Annotated in this window: 16 protein-coding genes; 6 read left to right on the top strand and 10 right to left on the bottom strand. The window is 68.1% G+C overall.

The annotated features are described in order from the left end of the window. Window positions 1–59: 59 nt before the first annotated feature. Window positions 60–1421 carry an Hsp70 family protein gene (locus K5L94_RS16350; RefSeq protein ID WP_008266863.1) on the bottom strand — a complete coding sequence of 454 codons (1362 nt, stop codon included), beginning with the start codon at window positions 1419–1421 and terminating at the stop codon, window positions 60–62. 168 nt (window positions 1422–1589) lie between these two features. Here K5L94_RS16350 and K5L94_RS16345 point away from each other — a divergent pair, with 168 nt between their 5' ends. Further along, on the top strand, window positions 1590–1925 hold the full coding sequence (locus tag K5L94_RS16345) for a zinc ribbon domain-containing protein YjdM (protein WP_274510874.1): 336 nt from the start codon (window positions 1590–1592) through the stop codon (window positions 1923–1925). A gap of 7 nt (window positions 1926–1932) precedes the next feature. On the opposite strand, the gene K5L94_RS16340 is transcribed toward K5L94_RS16345, so the two are convergent. Continuing rightward, window positions 1933–3084 carry a transglutaminase domain-containing protein gene (locus K5L94_RS16340; protein ID WP_274510873.1) on the bottom strand — a complete coding sequence of 384 codons (1152 nt, stop codon included), beginning with the start codon at window positions 3082–3084 and terminating at the stop codon, window positions 1933–1935. 229 nt (window positions 3085–3313) lie between these two features. Here K5L94_RS16340 and K5L94_RS16335 point away from each other — a divergent pair, with 229 nt between their 5' ends. The 4 genes from K5L94_RS16335 to K5L94_RS16320 all read left to right on the top strand — a co-directional run bounded on the left by K5L94_RS16335 (window position 3314) and on the right by K5L94_RS16320 (window position 6178). Next, a complete protein-coding gene (locus tag K5L94_RS16335) occupies window positions 3314–3916 on the top strand; it encodes an HD domain-containing protein (protein ID WP_053450457.1) in 603 nt (200 codons plus the stop codon). Between the two features lie 49 nt (window positions 3917–3965). Continuing rightward, on the top strand, window positions 3966–4139 hold the full coding sequence (locus K5L94_RS16330; RefSeq protein WP_008265759.1) for an oxidoreductase-like domain-containing protein: 174 nt from the start codon (window positions 3966–3968) through the stop codon (window positions 4137–4139). Next, window positions 4136–4753: a DUF998 domain-containing protein gene (locus tag K5L94_RS16325; RefSeq protein ID WP_274510872.1), complete on the top strand. Its 618-nt coding sequence runs from the start codon at window positions 4136–4138 to the stop codon at window positions 4751–4753. Before K5L94_RS16330 ends, K5L94_RS16325 begins: the two co-directional genes overlap by 4 nt. 78 nt (window positions 4754–4831) lie before the next feature. Next, a complete protein-coding gene (locus tag K5L94_RS16320) occupies window positions 4832–6178 on the top strand; it encodes a virulence factor family protein (RefSeq protein WP_053450455.1) in 1347 nt (448 codons plus the stop codon). A 201-nt stretch (window positions 6179–6379) separates the two neighbouring features. On the opposite strand, the gene mprF is transcribed toward K5L94_RS16320, so the two are convergent. Beyond that, window positions 6380–8944: a bifunctional lysylphosphatidylglycerol flippase/synthetase MprF gene (gene mprF / locus K5L94_RS16315; RefSeq protein WP_274510871.1), complete on the bottom strand. Its 2565-nt coding sequence runs from the start codon at window positions 8942–8944 to the stop codon at window positions 6380–6382. Window positions 8945–9136: 192 nt separating this feature from the next. Between mprF and K5L94_RS16310 the strand changes: the two genes are divergently transcribed. Then, the gene (locus tag K5L94_RS16310) at window positions 9137–9484 is read left to right on the top strand and encodes a RidA family protein (RefSeq protein WP_049465077.1); all 348 of its coding nucleotides are present in this window, start codon (window positions 9137–9139) and stop codon (window positions 9482–9484) included. 64 nt (window positions 9485–9548) lie between these two features. Here the strand turns inward: K5L94_RS16310 and rnfB are convergent, their stop codons facing one another. The 7 genes from rnfB to K5L94_RS16275 form a co-directional block, all read right to left on the bottom strand. After that, a complete protein-coding gene (gene rnfB / locus K5L94_RS16305; RefSeq protein WP_053450453.1) occupies window positions 9549–9962 on the bottom strand; it encodes an Rnf electron transport complex subunit RnfB in 414 nt (137 codons plus the stop codon). Window positions 9963–9986: 24 nt separating this feature from the next. Then, window positions 9987–10577, bottom strand: coding sequence for an HAD family hydrolase (locus tag K5L94_RS16300; RefSeq protein WP_008264672.1), 591 nt, complete (start codon window positions 10575–10577; stop codon window positions 9987–9989). A gap of 77 nt (window positions 10578–10654) precedes the next feature. Continuing rightward, complete coding sequence (metG, locus tag K5L94_RS16295; protein WP_053450451.1) at window positions 10655–12736, bottom strand: methionine--tRNA ligase; 2082 nt, start codon at window positions 12734–12736, stop codon at window positions 10655–10657. A 100-nt stretch (window positions 12737–12836) separates the two neighbouring features. Beyond that, window positions 12837–13280, bottom strand: coding sequence for a DUF2147 domain-containing protein (locus K5L94_RS16290; RefSeq protein ID WP_006462411.1), 444 nt, complete (start codon window positions 13278–13280; stop codon window positions 12837–12839). A 337-nt stretch (window positions 13281–13617) separates the two neighbouring features. Further along, complete coding sequence (gene gloA2, locus K5L94_RS16285) at window positions 13618–14022, bottom strand: SMU1112c/YaeR family gloxylase I-like metalloprotein (RefSeq protein WP_049457550.1); 405 nt, start codon at window positions 14020–14022, stop codon at window positions 13618–13620. Beyond that, entirely contained in the window at window positions 14019–15089 is a 1071-nt protein-coding gene (locus tag K5L94_RS16280; RefSeq protein ID WP_053450450.1) for a serine hydrolase domain-containing protein, read from the bottom strand. The genes gloA2 and K5L94_RS16280 overlap by 4 nt, the downstream gene beginning before the upstream one ends. 16 nt (window positions 15090–15105) lie before the next feature. Beyond that, complete coding sequence (locus K5L94_RS16275; RefSeq protein WP_053450449.1) at window positions 15106–17046, bottom strand: DUF885 domain-containing protein; 1941 nt, start codon at window positions 17044–17046, stop codon at window positions 15106–15108. Between the last annotated feature and the right edge of the window lie 45 nt (window positions 17047–17091).

Here is a 17091-nt window from a genome sequence, read left to right as displayed (position 1 = left end):
GTGGAAGGTGCAGCTGGGTTCTAGCCGACCAAGGGTAACTTAGACCGCGTAACGTTTTGTTAATCCTGGCTGGCTGCGGCCAGCGCAAGGCCCTGGACCACCCCCAGCGAGGGTTCGCCGTGGACCATGCGGGCGCCCGGGAAGGCCTCGGCCACGGCCTGGCGCAGGTAGCCGGCACGGGACATGCCGCCGGTCAGGAACACCGCGTCCGGATCGCCACCGATATCGCTGCGGACCTGGGCCAGCAGCTCGCGGATCTGCTCCAGGTACCCATGCGCGGCGGAGGCCAGGCCGTCGGCGCTGCTGTCGGCATGCAGGTCGCGGGCGATGTAGTCCAGCGTGCTGCGGTGTTCACTGGCGGCGCTCAGGGCGATCTTCGCGCGTTCGACATCGCGGTACAGGCGCGCGGTGTTGCCGGTGTCCTGCAGGGCCTGCAGGCGGTCGCCCCAGGGCGCGTCCACATGGTCGTACTTGTGCAGGCGGAAATCGCGCTGCCGGGTCATGTCCTGCACGGTGGCCGCTTCCACGTAGTGGTGGGTGGGCACGCGGGTGATGCCGCGGCCGAACAGCGGCATGTAGCTGGACAGGCTCAGCGCCAGGTCGATGTCGGTACCACCACGGGCGATACCCCAGGCGCGGTGGATGCGCGGTGCGTCGTCGCCGCCGACTTCGGCATGCGCGATGTCGGTGGTACCGCCGCCGATGTCGACGATTACCGCCTGGTGCCGCTCGCGGCTTTCGGCGTGGTAGTGCATGGCCGCCGCCGCCGGCTCTTCGAGGAAATCGATCTGGTCGAAGCCGGCCTGGGTGGCGGCCTCGCGCAGGATGTCCAGTGCCTGGTCGTTGCCGGCCGCGCCGATCGAACTGCGGAACTGCACCGGGCGGCCGAGCAGGGCGGCACGCAGCGGGCGGCCAAGCTGTGCGCTGGCGGTCAGGCGGATGTGTTCAAGGATGTGCGCGGCGATGCCGGTGATGGTCTGCCTGGCGCGCGGGTGCAGGTTGTAGCCCAGCATCGACTTCGGGCTCTGCACCAGGTTGCCTTCGTGTTCCTCGAAATACGCTTCCAGAGCCTCATCACCGTAGACCGCGTTCTGCAGCAGGTCGCTGGCGCTGCGTTCCTGGCCGGCACGGGCTTCCATCCACTCGCGGCGAAGCGCGCGCAGGGCTTCGCGGCGCAGCGCCTGTGGCGTGCGTTCCTGGCCGGCGGCACGCGCTGCGCGGGCGGCGCTGTCGATCATCTGCTGCAGCTGGTGTTCCTGGCCGTCGTCGAGCTGGAAGTCGTCCGGGTCGGGCACCACGCCGGGGAAGTACACGCTGGTGCGGAACTGCTCGGCGTCACCGAAGCGGATCGGCAGCAGTTTTCCCTCATGCACGATGGCGGCGGCGGAGTTGCTGGTACCGAAGTCGATGCCGAGGCGCATGGGGAGTTCCGGGGACGATCAGGGGTCGCGCACTCTGCTGCAGTTCGCTACCAACTGCAAGTTCCAGCGCCTTGTGGAGGGGGGACCGCCGGCGCCCCTCCGACGGAATGGGAAAAAGGGCCGGCCGGTTACAATGGCGCCTGTTGATTCATTTTGAGGTACTTGCCGATGTCGTCCGCCCCCGCCTGCCCGCAGTGCACCCTGGAAAACACCTATGCCGATGGCGCGCGGTGGATCTGCGCCGACTGCGGCTTCGAGTGGACCGCCGAGGAAAGCGCCGGTTCGACCCTGGTCGTGCGTGACAGCAACGGCAATACCCTGCAGACCGGCGACACCGTCACCGTGATCAAGGACCTGAAGGTGAAGGGCTCCTCGATCCCGCTGAAGCAGGGCACGGTGATCCGCAACATCCGCCTGGTCGAGGACGATGCCGAGCACATCGAAGGCAACTCGGACAAGATCAAGGGGCTGGTCCTGAAGACCTGTTTCCTCAAGAAGGCCTGACCGGACCTCAGCGCCTGGCCTGCTGCGCGCGCCAGCGCGCCAGGCTGTCCAGCTTGGCCTGGTAGCGTGCCTGCTCCTGGGCCCCGCCCAGTTCCTGCGCGCGCAGCATTTCGCGATCGGCACGCTTGAGCTGGCCGGCCAGGAAATAGACCCGTGCCAGCCCGAAGTGGAACTGGTGCGCGGTGTCATACAGGCGCACCGCCTGGCGGTAGTAGCGGATCGCCGCATCCAGCTGGCCCGCACGCTCGGCCTTGGCGCCCAGCATGTACTGCGCGAACGGGTCCTCGCGCTGCACCGACGTCAACCGGCGCTCCAGCGCCTGCGCCTGTGCGGTCAGGCCCAGGCTGCGGAACAGTGCCGAGGCATTGGTCAGCGCGGCATCCTGGCGTCCATCCAGCTGCAGCGACCTGTCCAAGGCCTGTCGGGCGCCCTCGTTGTCGCCTGCGCGATGGTCGAGCACGCCGACGTTGTTCCAGACCGGAGCGAACCCGCTGTCCTGGGCCAGCGCAGCGTCGAAGAACGCGCGTGCGCCCACCAGGTCACCTTCGGCAAGGTACTCGGCGCCGCGGTTGTTGTAGAAATGCGCCAAGGCCCGCGCACGGCTGACCGGAACCGGCCCGCGCCGGTCGTAGAGCACGTTGCGGTCGAGGTCGACGGTACCGAAACGCCCGCCGACGTCGACGCCGGCATTGACGTGCCCGACGTTGTAGACCACGCCGTTCTGCTGGTCCTGGTACCACGACACCACCTGTCCCACTTCCTGCACGCGGGCCTGGATGCCGGCTTCGCGGGCAAGCGTCACGAACAGCAGGGTGAAGGCCAGGCAGTTGGCCTGGCGGTGCTGCCAGATCTCGCTGACGGTGTAGGTCGCATTGGCGTCGTACTGCAGGTTCAGCCCGTGCTGGTCGAAGATCATTTCCACCAGCGCCTGCAGGCGCTGGTCGCGGGAGTAGCTGCGCTGGATCACCTGCTTCTGCAGCATCGCGCGCAGGTCCGCCGGAATGGCGAACACCTCCTCCGGCGTCGGCACGCGCGGAGCCGACACGGTGATGGTCGGAGTGGTCACCAACGTTGCAGGCGGCGCCAGGTCCGCGCCGAAGGCCGGCGCACAGAGGGCGAGCAGCGAAAGGGCCAGGCAAGGGACGGAAGGACGGTACATGACAGCTCCCGGCAGCGGCGGGCGCTCCCGCCTGTGGCGAGTGTAGACCCAGGGATGTTCCGCTGCAGCGACCGTTGGTCGGCGTCGCGGTTCATCCACAACCGGTGTGGACCAGCGCTCGACAAAGCTGTGGACAACCGCGCCCAGGCCGCGCCCGGCAAGCGTTGTGAGTGCGTGGTGAAAAAACAGCCAGCTTGCCCGCCGCCGACGCAGGCGGGATGATCCGGGCATGGACTTCTCACCGCTCTCGCTTGCCCCGGCGCAGTGGCAGGCGCTGCAGGACAGCTATGCAACGCCGCCCCGCGCCTACCACCACTTCGGCCACGTGCGCGCCGTGCTGCAGCACTGCCAGCAGGTGGCTGATGGCCCGGGCTGGCAGCAGCCGGCCGAGGTCTATCTGGCCGTGCTGTACCACGATGCGATCTACCAGGCCGGGCGCAAGGACAACGAGGCACGCTCGGCGCAGTTGGCCTTGCAGGCAATCGCACAGGCACCGGAACTGGCCGCCGTCGATGCCGCCCGGGTCGAGCAGCTGATCCTGCTGACTGCCCGCCATGGCGAGCTCGGCCCGGACGATGTCGATGCCGAGGCCGCGCTGTTCCTGGACTGCGACATGGCGATCCTGGCCGCGCCGGAACCGGTGTTCGCCGCCTACGACCGGGGCGTGGCCGAGGAGTACACGGGCGTGGTGCCGGGCTTTCTGTACCGCGCCGGGCGCCGGCGTTTCCTGCAGGGCCTGCTGCGTGCGCCACGCATCTTCCTCAGCGACTTCTTCCACCAGCGCCTGGATGCCGCGGCCCGCGACAACCTGCGCCGGCAGCTGGACCGCTGAGCCAGCCCGGTACACTGGGGTCTGTTTCCACCGATCGCCGTTTCCGACCGTGTCCGTTCCTGATCCCGATCCCCGTCCGCTGCCACCGGAAGAGCCTGGTCCCAATGAGTGCTGCGGCAGTGGCTGCCCGCTGTGCGTGCTTGACCTGTATGCCGATGAGCTGCAGCGCTACCGCAAGGCCCTGGCCGAGTGGCAGGCGCGGCATCCGGAAGCGGCGCCATGAACCGCGCACGTCCGGCGGCAGTACTGGCACTGGTGGCGTTGCTGCTGTTCGTGGTCACTGCGCTGTGGACCCAGTTCGTGCGCACCGACCTGGACTGGGTGCGGGCCACGCTCAGCCTCTACCTGCATGGGCCGTGGGGGCTGGCACTGCGCGCGGCGTATTGCCTGTTGGCGCTGGCCATCGCGGTGCTCGGCATCGCGCTGTATCGCGGCAGCATCGGCCCGCGTCGCAGCGGGGCCGCGCCGCTGCTGTTCACCGTGTCCGCACTGGGGCTGGCCACCGTCGCCATCGGTGACAGCTGGCTGCCCGATGCAACGCCGTTGCTGGCACCGTTCATCCATGGGCTGGCGGCCAACACCGCGTTCCTGTGTGCCAGCGTCGGCATGCTGCTGCAGGCCTGGTACCTGCGCCGCGAACCGGGCTGGCAGTCCGCCGCTGGCCTGCTCTGGGGCTGGGCGTGGCTTGCGTTCGTGCTTCTCTGGCTGCACGTGCTGTGGCGCGCCGGGCCACCGCGTGGGCTGGGGCAGAAGGTTGTGATTGCGGTGATCGTGGGCTGGCTGCTGTACCTGGCGCTGGCGTTGTACCGCCGCAGCCGCCGTCCCGCCCCTCACTGAACCCCCAACGGCCTGCGCCGGTACGTGCCGTGCACGCGGTGGCGGCGTATCGTGTGCGCATTCCATCGGGGCTGCGATATGAAGCGTGCAGGGCTGGGCAGGGCAATGGGTGTGGTACTGGCGCTGGCTGCGCTGCCGGCAATGGCGGCGGCCAACGTGCAGCAGTTCAGCCACGGGCGGTTCGAACAGATTCCGGTGCATATGCCGTCGGGAACGCCGCAGCGGGTAGTGATCTGGTTCCATGAACCTTCTGCCGGCGGTGATACCAGCCGTTTGCCGATCGAGGCGCTGCGTGCCGATGGCGCGATGGTCGCGGCCGTGGACATCGCGCATCTGCGCGGCGTGCTCAAGCGCGAGGGTGACCCGACCTGCTCCTTTGGTTCCGGCGATGTCGAGAACTTCTCGCGCTGGCTGCAGGCGTCGCTGCATCTGCCCGGCTACCACCTGCCGCTGGTCGGCGGCGATGGTGAAGGTGCCGAAATGGCCTACTCGCTGGCGGCGCAGGCCGATACCCAGGTATTCGCCGGCCTGCTCACCACCGGCTTCTGCCCGGACCACAGCCACGAACGCATGGTCTGCGGCGATGGCGTGAAGCGCAACAGGTTGCAGCCCGCCGAACTGAACTTCCCGTGGTTGAGTGCGGCCGGTGATCACGGCTGCAAGGTGGGCGAGGCCAGCGGGTTCGTGCAGCAGGTGGCGATGGCGCGCGAGTTCAAGCGCACCGCGCGCGGTGACGCCTCGCCGGGGCTGGTGGCTGCGGCGCGGGTGATGGGGGCGCAGGCAGGTGTCAGCCTGGCACCGCCACCGGCTGCGCTGAAGGGCCTGCCGGTGGTGGAAGTGCCTGCAGCCGGCAACGGCGACACGCTGGCCGTGTTTGTCTCCGGCGACGGTGGCTGGGCCGGCCTGGACAAGGACGTGGCGTCGTCGCTCAACGAGCACGGCGTGGCGGTGGTCGGCATCGATTCGCTGCGCTACTTCTGGAGCGAGCGCACGCCGAAGGGCTTTGCTGCGGACCTGCAGAAGATCATCGATCACTACCGCCAGCAGTGGCACCGCGACAAGGTCATGCTGATCGGATTCTCGCAGGGCGCCGACGTGCTGCCGGCCACCATCAACCAGCTCGATGCAGATACCCGCGCGGCACTGGACCGTATTGTGCTGCTGTCGGTGGGCAAGAAGGCCGACTTCGAGTTCCATGTCAGCAACTGGCTGGGCGGCGGCGGTGACGGCCTGCCGATCGCGCCGGAAGTGGCGAAGCTGCCGGCTGGCAAGACGTTGTGCGTGTATGGGCAGGACGACGATGACGCGTTGTGCCCGGGCCTTCCCGCCAACGATGGCGTGCAGAAGGTGAAGCTGCCGGGCGACCATCACTTCAATGGTGACTACGACCGCCTGGCCGAGGTGATCCTCAAGGGTGGCGCCTGACGCTCATGTAGCGTCGAGCCATGCTCGACGGACGTTGGTAGGCGCCGACCTTGGTCGGCGCCGGGGAGCGTGTCGACCAAGGTCGACACCTACCTGGGGTTGCGAAGGGCGGCGCGTAAAGCGGAGGGCGTGCGAACCAACGGTTCGCACCCACCAGAACGCGCCGCAGTAGCGTCGAGCCATGCTCGACGGATCGCGGCCTCAATTCCGCCGCGGATCCAGCGAGATCAGGCGCGTGGCATCCAGCAGCGCCGCCGGCAGGTGCATGCCGCCGGGTGCTGCCAGATAGCGCGGCCGCCACTGTGGATCGAACTTCGACTTGAAGCGGCGCAGACCACTGAAGCCATAGAAGCGTTCACCGTGCCGCGCTAGCAGGCCGGCCAGCCGGTTCCAGCGGCCCGCGAGCCGATGCTGGGCCAATCCGGACAGCGGCGCCATGCCCAGCGAGAAGCGCGCGTAGCCCTGCGCGCGGCCCCACAGGAACAGTTCGATGAAGAGGAAGTCCATCGTGCCCTTGGGCGCCTCGTTGACATGGCGCATCAGGTCCACCGACAGCTCGGCGCCGGCCGGTGCCTGCCACAGGTTGGCGAACGCCACGATCTGGCCTTCGGCCTCGACCAGTGCGACCGGGAAGCGCGCCAGGTAATCCGGGTCGTAGCTGCCCAGCGAGAAGCCCTTTTCATCGCCGGCCTTGTCGTCCAGCCAGGCGTTGGAGATGGCATGCAGGCGTGGCAGCAGGCTGGGAATCTCTTCCACGGGCGCCACCCGGAATGACAGGCCGCTGCGCTTGCCGCGGTTCCAGGCCTGGCGCAGGTCGGCACGTTCGCGGCCGTCCAGGCCGAAGTCGTGCAGCGGCACCATCGCCTCCTCGCCCAGCTTGACCAGGCCCAGGCCAAGGTCCAGGTAGGTCTGCCAGTAGGTCTCGCCCACCTGGTAGAACACCGGGCGCAGGCCGAGCCGGTCGGCCTCCTCGCGGAAGCGCCAGATCAGTGCGCGGGCGACCTCCGGCGGTCCGACCGGATCGCCCATCGCGATCAGCGAACCGCCATAGCGCTGCATCATCACGAAGCCCTGCTTCGCATCATCGCGCAGCACCGCCTTGTCGGCGGTCAGCACCAGGCAGGCCTGGGTATCGGTGGCACCGGCCAGCACAGGCGCCAGCGATTGCAGCGTGGCTTCATCGGCGGCCGGCAGCGGGCTGCGGGTGCTGTGCAGCAATCGCGCCAGGCCGAACATCACCAGCGCGATGGCCACCACCAGCAGCGCACGCAGCGCACGCGGCGCGTTGCCGGACACCGCGAATTCCCACCACAGCTCGTTCTGGTATTCGACGTGGCTGTAAGTGAAGAACAGCAGCCAGGTGACCGCGACCAGCACCAGCCCGAGGTTGCGCAGCCATGGCCACGACCAGGCCTCGTCCAGCAGCGCACCCTGGCGGTAGAACTCGCGGCGCGCGGCCCACAGGGCCATCGCCGCCAGCACTGCGGAAACTGCGATCAACCATTGGCCGCCGCGCAGCCACAGCGGCAGCGGGGTGATCACACACACCGCCATCGCCAGCATCCACGCCGCGTGGCTGCGCCGGGACAGGCCCTGGCCGATCAGCAGCAGGGCGACACCGCTGAGGCTGCCGATCAGGTGCGAGGTTTCCAGGATGGGCAGCGAGGCGTTGACCAGATGACGACGCGGGGTCGGCAGCGTGCCGTCGATGACCAGCGCCGCGCCGATGCTGAACACCGCCAGCGCGATGATCTGTGGCAACCAGGGGCGCAGTGCGTTCCAGCCGGCGCGGGTGGCGCCGGCGCTGGCCTGCAGCGGTTGCCGCAGCGCAGGGGCCAGCGCGAGCAGGGTGGCCAGCACCAACGGCAGCACGTAGTAGGTAACGCGGTAGATCAGCGCGGCGGCCAGTACTGCCGCCGGTGCGACCTGCGGCAGCAGCTTCAGCAGGCTCCATTCGAACACGCCGAGGCCTGCGGGGACGGTCGAGACCAGGCCGGCCAGCACTGCAACCAGGTACAGGCCGACGAAGCCGGGCAGGCCGGTGGGCGTCGAGTCCGGCAGCAGCACGTAGAACGCAGCGCTGGCCAGCACCAGTTCGATCACGCTGAGCACGGTGACGCCGATCATGGTGCGGCGGTCGGGCAGCCACAGGCCATGCCCGAACACGCTGAACTGGCGGCCTTCGCGGCCGACCAGCAGCAGCATCGCCAGATAGGCGAACAGCGCGATGACGCCGACCACGCGCACCGCGTCCGGATTCAACGGCAGTGCCAGCGCCGCGGCTTCAGGCTCCATGCACAGGGCCACGCTGATCAGCAGCCAGGCACCGAACACGAAGCCGAGCGTGCTCATCAGCACCACCTGGCCGATCTGCGCCAGGTCCAGGCCGGCAGTGCGGTAACCGCGCAGGCGCACCGCGCCACCGGTCAGCGCAGCGAAGCCCACGGTCTGGCCCAGCGTATGTGCCAGGAATGCGGTGATGCCGATGCGTGCCGGATGTACGCGGATGCCGCTGCGGCGCAGGCCGATGGCGTCAAAGCCGATCAGGCAGGCGTAGCTGGCCAGGCCAAGCACCACGGTAAGCGCGATCTGCGTGCCGCTGAGTTGATGGAAGGCATGGCGGATGGCGCGGTAGCCGTTCTCATCGAATTCATTGGCCAGCCCATGCAGGGCCAACGCGAGGATCAGCAGCGGGATGACGATGGTAAGGACCCGCTTCCATGCCGGGGTGGAGGAAGCGGTGGCGGGGTCGGTGGTTTCGGTCATCGGCGCAAGGGTGCGTCAGGGAGGGGGAGGGCGGTGTCAACGCGGGCGTGGCGCATCGTGCGCCTGTCGCGGGCATTTGACCAGCGGGTGTGTCGGAGCCCGGTAGTGGCGTTGCGCGGCACGTCCGCGTGCACCCATCGTTGACCGCTTTGGAGGACAATGCAGGCCTGATCACCCGCAGGAGCCACGCCCATGATGGAGCGTTACGACGTCGGACCGCGCATGTCCGAAATGACCGTGTACAACAAGGTCGCCTACCTCTCCGGCCAGATTCCGGAAGACACCAGCCAGGACATCACCGGTCAGACCCGGCAGGTGCTGGCGGAGATCGACAAGCTGCTGGCGCTGGTGGCCAGCGATCGCCAGCACGTGCTGCGCGCGGAAGTGTTCCTGGCCGACATCGCCGACTTCGAGGGCATGAACAAGGCGTGGGACGAGTGGGTGGTCGAGGGCGCGACCCCGGCCCGCGCAACGTTCGAAGCCAAGCTGGCCCACGCCGAGTGGAAGGTCGAGATCGTGGTGACGGCGGCGGTGCCTTAATCATTGAAAGGGGTCAGATCCCTTTTCCGTTGGAATAAGGATCTGACCCCTTCTGCAGACCCCGTTACAGGGGCAGCATCTCGATGCAGTCCACCGGGCACGGCGGAATGCACAGCTCACAGCCGGTGCACAGATCGGCGATGACCGTGTGCATGTACTTGGCACCGCCGACGATGGCATCCACCGGGCAGGCCTGGATGCATTTGGTGCAGCCGATGCAGTCGGCCTCCACGATCAACGCAACCTGCGCGGCCTTGTGCTCGCCGCGCGAGCGGTCAAACGGAATGGCCGGTGTGCCCAGCACCTGGGCCAGTGCACGCGCACCGGCGTCGCCACCCGGTGGGCAGCGGTCCACGCCCGCCTCGCCGCGCGCCATCGCCTGCGCGTAGGGGCGGCAGCCGTCGTAACCGCATTGCCCGCATTGGGTCTGCGGCAGCAGTCGGTCGAGGCGTTCGGTCAGGGGCGGGGTCAGGCTCATGCGTGGCGAAGGCTGCGCGTTGGGTTACTTCAGGGGTTTGCCACGGAACCAGCGCTCGTGGGCCAGTGCCAGCATCGGCTTGTCTTCGGAACTGTCGCCGTAGGCATGGATGCGCACGTAGCGCGACAGATCGAACTGGCGACGGATGTGCTCGACCTTGCGCGGGCCGCAGTCGCCACCGGCATAGCGACCGGTCAGGCGGCCGTCCTGGCTCTCCAGCCGGTTGCAGATCAACTGCAGGCCCAGCTGCTCGCACCATGGCTTCAGGTACAGGTCCAGCGAACCGGACACGATCACCACGGTGTGCTGCTGTTCCTTGTGCCAGCGGATCTGCTCCAGCATTTCCGGGCGCACCACCTCGGGCAGGAATTCGCGCGAGAAGCCGGCGGCCAGCGTGGTGATGTCATCGCTGTGGCGGTCGCTGAAGGTCAGGCGGGTGACGCGTGCACGGATGCGTTCGGCCGAGATCAGCTTCAGCTTGTACGCCACCAGCCACGGGCCGACTTTCCACCACGCCTGCGCCAGCTGTTCGGCCGTGGCCACGCGGCGCAGGAAACGGCCATAGGTATCGCAGGTGGTTACGGTGTGGTCGAAGTCGAACAGCGCCAGTTCCATTCCGTTGCCTCCCATCGCGTTGCCCCCGTGGCCGGTGCTGCCGGCGGGCGCGGCCGTGGCCACGCCCGCTTGAGGCATCAGCGGACCGGCATGCCCGGCAGTGCGCCGCTGTCGGCGTCCAGCAGCGCCAGCGCGCCGCCGTCGAAGCCGGCCGACAGGATCATGCCTTCGCTCAGGCCGAAGCGCATCTTGCGCGGGGCCAGGTTGGCGATGAACACCACGCTGCGGCCCACCAGCTTTTCCGGCTCACCGTAGCTGCCGCGGATGCCGGAGAAGATCTGGCGCTTGCCCAGCTCGCCGGCATCCAGTTCAAAGCGCAGCAGCTTGTCCGAGCCTTCCACGAATTCGCACACCAGCACCTTGCCGATGCGCAGGTCGAGCTTGGCGAAATCATCGATGCCGATGTAGGCCGGCGCGTCGGCGCTGTTCGCTTCGTCCTTGGCCGGTGCCGGTGCGGCCGGCTTGGCGGCGTCGGCCTTGGCGGCGGGGGCAGCAGCGGCGGCCGGCTGCAGGGTGTCCTTGGAGGCGTCGATCATGGCGTCAATCTTCTTCGGGTCGATACGGGTGAACAGCGGGGTGTAGTCGGTGATGCGGTGGCCCAGCAGCGGCTGCACCAGGTCGGTCCAGTCGTTCACCGGCGCAGCCAGGAAGGCCTCGGCCTGCGCGGCGGTGGCCGGCAGCACCGGCTTCAGTGCGGTGACCAGCACGCGGAACAGGTTCAGGCCCTGGCTGCACACCGCCTGCAGCTGCGCGTCGGCGCCTTCCTGCTTGGCGATCACCCACGGCTTGACGTCGTCGATGTAGCGGTTGGCTTCGTCGGCCAGGGTCATGGTCAGGCGGATCGCCGCAGCCGGGTCGTTGCGCTCGTACGCTTCGCGGATCGGCGCCAGGCCATCGACGAAACGCTGGTACTGCGCCGCATCGGGCAGCTGAGCGGCCAGCTGGCCGTCGAAGCGCTTGCTGATGAAGCCGGCGCAGCGGCTGGCCAGGTTGACGAACTTGCCGACCAGGTCGGCGTTGACGCGGGCGATGAAGTCACCCAGGTTCAGGTCGAGATCGTCGACGCCACCGCCGGACTTGGCCGCGTAGTAGTAACGCAGCGCTTCCGGTTCCAGGCCAGCGTCGAGGAAAGTGCGGGCCATTACGAAGGTGCCGCGCGACTTGCTCATCTTGGCGCCGTCCACGGTCAGGTAGCCGTTGACGTGCAGGCGGGTCGGCGCGCGATGGCCGGTACCGTGCAGCACCGCCGGCCAGAACAGGCCGTGGAAGTTGACGATGTCCTTGCCGATGAAGTGGTGCAGCTCGGTGCTGGTGCCGGCACGCAGGTGCGCTTCGAAGTCTTCGCCGAGCTTGCCGCACAGGGTCTGGAAGCTGGACAGGTAGCCGATCGGCGCGTCCAGCCAGACGTAGAAGTACTTGCCCGGCTGGCCGGGAATCTGGAAACCGAAGTACGGCGCATCGCGCGAGATGTCCCACGCGCGCAGGCCGCCTTCGGCATTGAGCCATTCACCCAGCTTGGCCTTCACGCCCGGCAGGGCGACATCGCCGGCAAGCCAGTCGCGCAGGAACGCATCGAAGTGGCCGACCTCGAAGAAGAAGTGCTCCGAATCGCGCATTTCCGGGGTGGCACCGGAAATGACCGAACGCGGCTCCTTCAGGTCGGTCGGCGCATAGGTGGCGCCGCACACTTCGCAGTTGTCGCCGTACTGGTCGGGGCTGCCGCAGTTCGGGCAGATGCCCTTGACGTAGCGGTCGGGCAGGAACATGCCCTTGGCCGGGTCGTAGAACTGCGCCACCGAACGGCGGCTGATGTGGCCGGCCGCTTCCAGCTTCAGGTAGAACTGCTCGGTCAGCGCCTGGTTGGCCGCCGAGTTGGTCGAGTCGTAGTGATCGAAGGCCACGCCGAAGGCGGCGAAGTCACGCTCGTGGCTGGCCTGGATGTTGGCGATGAAGGTTTCCGGGGTGACCCCGGCCTTTTCCGCGGCCAGCATGATCGGCGTGCCATGGGTGTCGTCGGCGCAGACGAACCAGGCCTTGCCGCCGCTCATTCGCCGCGCACGCACCCAGATGTCGGCCTGGATGTAGCCGACCAGGTGGCCCAGATGCAGCGGGCCGTTGGCGTAGGGCAGGGCGGTGGTGACGAGCGCGGTACGGGTCATGGTCGCGGGGTGAAGCCGAGGGGAACCGCAGAGTATCGCATGCCCGCAACGAGGTGACCCGGCCGGGGCCGGGTCACGGGGGTGAAGCGGGCCAGGGCGCTTATTCGCGCTGCCAGGTCTGCGCGCGGCAGATGAAGGCGATGCAGCCGGATACGTCCAGCTTGGTGCCACCTGGCTGCAGTTCCATCTTCGACTTGTAGGTCTTGCCGTTGGCCGGGTCGAGGATGGTGCCACCGGACCACTTGTTGGCGCCGTCGGCCTTCAGGTTCCAGAGGATGGTCATGCCCTTTACCGGCTTGTTCTTGTTGGCGCCTTCACAGCCGTCGCAGACTGGGTTGGGACCCTTGTCCGAGTGCAGGATGTCGACCACCTTGCCGGTCAGGGTGCCATTGGCGGCCTGGGTGATCTCGACGATCGACTTCACCTTGCCGGTCTTGTCGTCGATGGTCTTCCAGCGGCCGGCGGCGCCGTCGGCGGCCTGCGCCGAGAGCGCGGCCAGGCACAGCGGCAGCGCCAGCAGCAGGGTCTTGAAGGTCTTGCGCATGGTCCCCTCCCAGGGTTCATTCCGGCACGATGCCGGTACGGGTCGACTGTATACCCATTCGGCGGGGTATGGGGAAGGGGGGGGCTTTGCAGGGCTTGCAGCCCTGCACCTGCTCAATGCAACGGCAACGGCAACGGCAACGGCCAGAGCCAGAGCCAGAGCGGCATTCCGTGGGATGGCAGGGCACTGTGGGTTTGCGGGGCCGCCGTAAACCCGTCCATGGGGGCTTGGTCGCCGCATCCATGCGGCTCACACCCCGCAAACCCACAGTGCCCAGCCTTCGACAGGTTCACGCTGCTGATGGTGGGTGCCGACCGTTGGTCGGCACGCGGTCGGCTCAACCGACTTCGTACAGCTCCAGCGGCAGGTCGTCGGGGTCGGCGAAGAAGGTGAAGCGGCGGCCGGTGTATTCGTCCACGCGGATCGGTTCGCAGGCCACGCCATGCGCTGCCAGATGCTGGATGAACGGCTCCAGCGCGGCAACCCGGAACGCGAGGTGGCGCAGGCCCTGGGCCTCGGGGCGGCTGGGCCGCGGCGGCGGCGAGGGGAACGAGAACAGTTCCAGTTGGCCGCCGTCGGGCAGGGCCAGGTCCAGCTTCCAGGAATCGCGCGCGCTGCGGTGGTTCTCGGCCAGCACGCGCAGGCCGAGGATACGCACGTAGAAGTCCTTCGAGCGCGCGTAGTCGCTGCAGATCAGTGCGGCGTGATGGATGCCCAGCAGGGCGTCGGAAGCAGCCGTCATTGCAGGATGTCCAGCCAGCGCTGGGCGATCTTCAGCGCCAGCGGATAGGGTTCGGGGTCGTTGCGGTTGGTCAGCACGATCACGGTCAGGTGCTTTTCCGGGTGGCGAACGATCACGTTGCGGAAGCCGATGCTTTCGCCGCTGTGCCATTGCACAGCGCCATTCAGGCGCCAGCCGAAGCCGTAGTGCGGCACGTCAGGTTCGGTGGTCGTGGTGGCCGGGCTGAACATCGCGCGGCGCGAGGCCTTGGACAACAGGCGGTCGTCATACAGCGCGGCATCCCAGCGGGCCAGGTCGTCCAGCGAGGAATAGATGCCGCCATCGCCGAGTACGGCGCTGGTGGTGCTCTGGTCGGTGCGCTGCCAGCGGCCATCGAGCCAGCTGTAGCCATAGGCACGCGTGGCGATCGTGTCGACACCGTCCTGGTGGGCCACGGTATGGGCCATGCCCAACGGGCGGAAGATGCGCTGCTGCAGGAAGGCTGCGAAATCCTGGCCCGAGGCGCGTCCGGCGATCAGTGCCAGCAGCGCGTAGCCGCTGTTGCTGTACCGGTACTGCGTGCCGGGCGTGAAGTTCAGCCGGTCTTCGCGCGAGAGCAGGGCCAGCACGTCGGCATCGTGCACCTGCCGCGGGTCGGCCGGGTCCATCAGGTCTTCGTAGTCGAGCAGGCCGCTGGTATGCGACAGCAGCTGGCGGATGGTGATGGCGGCGGCAGCCGGTGGCAGTTCGGGCAGCCATTGGCGGGCGGTCTGGTCCAGCCCGAGCCGGCCGTCCTCCACCAGCAGCAGCACCGCCGCGGCGGTGAACTGCTTGCTGACCGAGGCCAGCCGGAAGTTGCTGGCCGGGGTGACCGGGGTGCCGTCTTCCACCACCGCCAGCCCGTAGCCGCGACGGAATACCGGCTGCCCGTCATGCAGGACCAGCACCGCAGCGCCGGGCACCTGGCCGTCATAGGCCTGCATCAGGCCGTCGATACCCGCATCCGGTGGGGTCAGCACCGGGGCGGCGGAGCTGGCTGGGGGTAGCAGGCCCAGCACGGCGACGAGCAGGACGACGGCAGGGCGCATGAGGGCTCCGGTCGGGTCAGGGTGAAGGGGCGGGCGTGGCACTGGCCGGCTCGGCCATCCAGCGTTCCATCTTGCGGTCCAGCACGTCCAGCGGCATCGAGCCGTCCTTCAGCAGTTCGGCGTGGAAGCGACGCAGGTCGAAGGCGGCTCCCTGGCGGGCCCTGGCCTTGTCGCGCAGGGCCACGATGGTGGTCAGGCCAGCCACGTTGGAGAGCGCCTGTCCGGGCTGGGCCATGATCCGCTCGACTTCGGCATTGGCGTCATCGCTGCTCATGTCGACCGTCTTCTGCAGGTAGGCCACGGCCTGCTGCTTGCTCCAGCCCTGTGCGTTCACGCCGGTATCGGCCACCACGCGCGCGGCACGCAGCAGGCGCGAGTACAGGTAGCCGATGCGGTCGTAGGGATCGGTGTAGATGCCGAGGTCTTCGCCCAGCGTTTCGGCGTACAGGCCCCAGCCTTCGACGAAGGCGAGATCACCTCCGAGGCGGCGGAAGCGCGGCAGCTTGGCCAGTTCCTGCTGCAGGCCCAGCTGCACGTGATGGCCGGGGATCGCCTCATGCAGGTACTGCACCGGCACGATCCAGCGTTTGCGGCTGGCCAGGTCGCGGGTGTTCACGTACAGCACGGCGGACTGCCCGGGCAATGCCGGCTGGTACGCGGCGGCAGCGGCAGTCAGCGCCCGCTCCGGTTCCACCGCGCGCACCTCAAGCGGTGCCTTCGGCAACGTATCCAGCACCTGCGGCAGGCGTGCGTTGACCTGCTGCTGCACCTGGCGGTAACGGTTGATCAGTGCATTGGCGTCCCCGTACTGGAACTGTCGATCGTTGCGCATGCTGCGCAACAGCTTGGCCGGGGTGCCGCGCAGCTTGGCATCCTTCATCACCGTGGCGATCTGGGCCTGCAGCTCCTGCGCGCGCTGTTCGCCCAGCGCATGCAGCTGCGCGGCGGACTGGTTGCTGGCGGTGGTCTGCACGATCAGGTTGGCGTACCAGGCCTGGCCATCGGGCAGCGCGCCCAGGCCACTGCTGGCACGCGTGGCCGGCAGGTACTCGGTGGCGATGAAGCCGCGCAGGGCGCGATAGGCCGGCATGATGCGCAGCTCGATCATGCGCTTGTATTCGGCGCTGATGCGCGCCTTGTCCTCGGCCGCGATGGTGTCCGGCATGGTGCGGATCGGCGACCAGAAGATGCTCTCTTCGGCGGTCGGCTTGATCACCGCATCCAGCTGCGGCAACACTTTTTCCATCAGGTCGCGTGGCTGCACGACGCCGGCCTTCATGCCCTGGCGCATGTTGTCGATGGCCTGGTCGAACAACTCGGGAATGCCGAGCGAGCGGCGCGACCAGGTGTCGTAATCCTGCACGGTGTTGAACGGCTGCGCGCCGGCACCGGCACCGAGAATCGCCATGATGCTGCCGATGTTGTAGTACTGGCTGATCGGCATCATCCAGCTCGGGTAGCGCTCGGCGGCCAGCGAGGCGCGTGCGTCGCGCACGAAGATCTCGTAGCTGAGCAGGTCCTGGCCCTGCAGGCCGTCACTGCCGAGTTTCTCGACCTTGCCCAGCCATTGCGTGGTGAAGTCGTGCGACTGCTGGCGCCAGGCGGCTGACAGGATGTTGGGCAGCTGGTCGTTGTAACGCGGCTCGCCCTGGAAGGTCGCCTGCAGCGGGTTCAACCGCATCGAGGCATCCCAGTATTCGTCGTACAGGCGCTCCAGCTGTACCTGCTTGGGTACGGCGCGCGCGGGGGCTACGGGACGCGGCGTGGCGCGGCGCGCCGAACTGCCGCGGGCCGGCGCGGTGGCGCGGGCGGGCTTGGCCTTGGGCTTGGCCGCCTGGCGGGTCTGCGCGGTGGCAGGGCGGCTGGCCTTCTTCTTCGCTGCTTCGGCCGGCGGTACGGCACTGAACAGGAACAACGCGGCGATGGCGGCGGCCAGGACGCGGGTGGGATGCGGCATCAGGAGCTTCCGTGGAACACAGACCGTGGAGCTTGCACGATCCGG

The sequence above is a fragment of the Stenotrophomonas forensis genome, from assembly GCF_028752115.1.
Classification (GTDB): Bacteria; Pseudomonadota; Gammaproteobacteria; order Xanthomonadales; family Xanthomonadaceae; genus Stenotrophomonas; species Stenotrophomonas forensis.
This window is presented reverse-complemented; position numbering and strand designations above follow the sequence as displayed.

Excerpts from the sequence above, each read along its gene's own strand:
- K5L94_RS16320 (WP_053450455.1), top strand. The coding sequence starts at position 4,832 with ATGAAGCGTGCAGGGCTGGGCAGGGCAATGGGTGTGGTACTGGCGCTG.
- K5L94_RS16340 (WP_274510873.1), bottom strand. The coding sequence starts at position 3,084 with ATGTACCGTCCTTCCGTCCCTTGCCTGGCCCTTTCGCTGCTCGCCCTC.
- K5L94_RS16325 (WP_274510872.1), top strand. The coding sequence starts at position 4,136 with ATGAACCGCGCACGTCCGGCGGCAGTACTGGCACTGGTGGCGTTGCTG.
- mprF (WP_274510871.1), bottom strand. The coding sequence starts at position 8,944 with ATGACCGAAACCACCGACCCCGCCACCGCTTCCTCCACCCCGGCATGG.
- K5L94_RS16300 (WP_008264672.1), bottom strand. The coding sequence starts at position 10,577 with ATGGAACTGGCGCTGTTCGACTTCGACCACACCGTAACCACCTGCGAT.
- rnfB (WP_053450453.1), bottom strand. The coding sequence starts at position 9,962 with ATGAGCCTGACCCCGCCCCTGACCGAACGCCTCGACCGACTGCTGCCG.
- K5L94_RS16290 (WP_006462411.1), bottom strand. The coding sequence starts at position 13,280 with ATGCGCAAGACCTTCAAGACCCTGCTGCTGGCGCTGCCGCTGTGCCTG.
- K5L94_RS16345 (WP_274510874.1), top strand. The coding sequence starts at position 1,590 with ATGTCGTCCGCCCCCGCCTGCCCGCAGTGCACCCTGGAAAACACCTAT.
- metG (WP_053450451.1), bottom strand. The coding sequence starts at position 12,736 with ATGACCCGTACCGCGCTCGTCACCACCGCCCTGCCCTACGCCAACGGC.
- K5L94_RS16350 (WP_008266863.1), bottom strand. The coding sequence starts at position 1,421 with ATGCGCCTCGGCATCGACTTCGGTACCAGCAACTCCGCCGCCGCCATC.
- K5L94_RS16280 (WP_053450450.1), bottom strand. The coding sequence starts at position 15,089 with ATGCGCCCTGCCGTCGTCCTGCTCGTCGCCGTGCTGGGCCTGCTACCC.
- K5L94_RS16310 (WP_049465077.1), top strand. The coding sequence starts at position 9,137 with ATGATGGAGCGTTACGACGTCGGACCGCGCATGTCCGAAATGACCGTG.
- K5L94_RS16275 (WP_053450449.1), bottom strand. The coding sequence starts at position 17,046 with ATGCCGCATCCCACCCGCGTCCTGGCCGCCGCCATCGCCGCGTTGTTC.
- gloA2 (WP_049457550.1), bottom strand. The coding sequence starts at position 14,022 with ATGACGGCTGCTTCCGACGCCCTGCTGGGCATCCATCACGCCGCACTG.
- K5L94_RS16335 (WP_053450457.1), top strand. The coding sequence starts at position 3,314 with ATGGACTTCTCACCGCTCTCGCTTGCCCCGGCGCAGTGGCAGGCGCTG.